The sequence below is a fragment of the bacterium genome, assembly GCA_016873475.1.
Lineage (GTDB): Bacteria > Krumholzibacteriota > Krumholzibacteriia > JACNKJ01 > JACNKJ01 > VGXI01.
Genome location: VGXI01000350.1, coordinates 1 through 2,202, shown reverse-complemented (window position 1 = coordinate 2,202; position 2,202 = coordinate 1). Strand labels below are relative to the sequence as shown.

General features: G+C 73.7%; 3 protein-coding genes. All 3 read right to left on the bottom strand.

Annotation, left to right across the window (positions count from 1 at the left end; genetic code table 11):
• A partial coding sequence (locus FJ251_15650; GenBank protein MBM4119138.1) for a hypothetical protein occupies positions 1–726 on the bottom strand: 726 nt, incomplete at its 3' end.
• 36 nt (positions 727–762) lie between these two features.
• The gene (locus FJ251_15645) at positions 763–1,425 is read right to left on the bottom strand and encodes a L,D-transpeptidase (GenBank protein ID MBM4119137.1); all 663 of its coding nucleotides are present in this window, start codon (positions 1,423–1,425) and stop codon (positions 763–765) included.
• An 11-nt stretch (positions 1,426–1,436) separates the two neighbouring features.
• The coding region (locus FJ251_15640; GenBank protein MBM4119136.1) for a L,D-transpeptidase at positions 1,437–2,202 on the bottom strand (766 nt) is incomplete at its 5' end.

Below are 2,202 nucleotides of genomic sequence, written 5' to 3'. Positions count from 1 at the left end.
GGGGTGCGCGGGCAGCTGCCGCTGGACGAGCTTCGTGAAGGCGCTCCAGGCTTCCGTGCGGCGGGAGTGCCAGCGCAGGCTGTCCTCCAGGGCCTTGGCGGCCTCGGCCGGCGGCTCGATCTGGCGCAGGTCCAGGGTGAGCCCGCCGTCGATGCGCAGGATGTAGAAGAGATCGGGTGCCTCGGGCTCGAAGTTGCGCGGGCCGAGCTGCTTGGCCTCGAGCGTGTCCCTGGGCGCCACCTCGACGCGGATCGGCTCCTTGGGCAGGGTGGCCAGCTCCTCCACGATGCCGAAGGGCCGCGCCAGGCGCTCGCGGAACTCGCGCCGCTCCAGGCGCCGCGCCAGGAGCGCGCTGCGGTCGATCGCCTGGATCCGGCAGCGCCGCACGGCGACGCCGCGCACCTCGATCAGGGCCAGGCTGTCGACCAGGTCCAGGGCCAGGCAGGGCGCCCCGCGCCCGCTCAACTCCAGGCGCGCCTTCCAGAAGGCCTCGTCGAGGATGAGCCGCAGGGCCTCGCCGCGCGGGGCGGCCGCGTCGGGCGCCTCGGGCCCCGCCGGGGCGAGGACCTTCGCCACCGGCTCGCGGATGCCCAGCTGGTAGGCGGCCGCCACGGGCAGCAGCGCCAGGACGAGCAGCGCCAGGAGCCCGAGCGCCCAGCGCCAGAGGCCGCCTCTGCCTCCGGCGCGGCGCGGCGCCTGCCGCAGGCTCTCGCGGGGTTCGGCCATCAGTCGCACCGCTTTGCGCACGCGTCTCCCCCCGCCTCAGTAGATGTAGACCGGCGAGCCCACGGCCATGCCCTGATAGACCGCTTCCAGATCGGCGTCGCCCAGGCGGATGCAGCCGTGGGTGACCGGCTGCCCGAGCAGGCGCTGGTAGAGCGTGCCGTGGATGAGGTAGCCGTCGCCGATGTGCATCGCGAAGTCGCCCAGCACGCCGCTCTCGAAGCGCGAGGAGTGGCCGGGCGGCGGCACCGGCATCCCCTCCTCGATGAAGGCCCAGTCCGGCTTGCTCCAGACCGGGTTGGTCTTCTTCTCGAGGATGAAGTAGCGCCCGCGCGGCGTGCGGAAGATCCACTGGCGATCGTCCTTGGCCTTGAGCATGACGTAGCTGCCGGTCGAGCAGACGCCCTCGCGCAGGACGCGCCCGCCCGTCATGAGGGCGAAGCGGTTGCCCGGCGTGTCGATGACGAGGTAGTTGCGCTTGGGTGTCAGCGCCGCGTGGCGGCGCTCCAGGTCGCGGATGCGCCCGCGCCGCTTGTCGTTCTCGCTCGCCTTGACGGTCTGCGCCGGGACGGCGTGACGCGCCACCTCGCGGGCAAGGGCGCGCTCGCGCAGCTCGGGCGCCCAGAGCAGGACGGCCGCCGCGCCCGCCAGCCCGATCAGCAGCGCGAGCAAGATGGTGAAGGTGCGCAGGAGAGCCCGCATGGGCGCCGACCTCAGGGCCGGCCGGAGCTGAGAGTGCCGCCCGCCCGTGACTCCGGTCCGCTGGCAGGTGGCGCGAGGGCGCCGACGATGAGCACGGGCGTCCCCACGGAGGCGGCGGCGAAGACCTTGTCCATGTGCTCGTCGCGCAGGGCCACGCAGCCCTCGGTCCAGTCGCCGCCGCGCCCCCCGTGGCCGTGGATCTCGATCAGGCTGCCGATGCCGACGCCGGCCGGGATCTCGCCCCGCTTCTTGGCGGCGCGGTAGCGCGCGACGTCCTCGGCATTCGGGTAGTCGATCTCGAGGGCCTTGTAGTACTTCGTGGCGCCGGGCCCGCGCTTGCGCATCACCTTGTAGCGGCCCTCCGGCGTCGCCTTGTCCCCGCGGTGCCGCTTGTCCCCCACCCAGTTCGTGCTCAGCTCGACCGGGTAGCTCGCCGTCAGCCGGCCGCCCTTGTAGACGCGGCAGGTGCGCCCGAGCTTGTCGACGATGATCGCCGTCCACTGCGTGCGCTTCGACCAGGCGATGGTCTCGGCCGCTTCCGCCTGCCAGCGCGGGACGGCGTCGAAGTAGCCGCCGAACTCGCGCTCGGCCCGCTCGGCGGCGCCGCTGATGTTCGTCTCGGCCTGGCCGGAGAGCGTCGCCGCCTCGGCGAGATCGCCGCGCGAGAGCGCCAGCTGGCTGCGCCCCAGCAGGACGCGGCCCTCGGTGGCGCGGCGGCGCAGCGAGCTGCGCAGGGGCATGTCCCCGAACTCGCTCTCGTAGCCGGCGAGCAGCTTC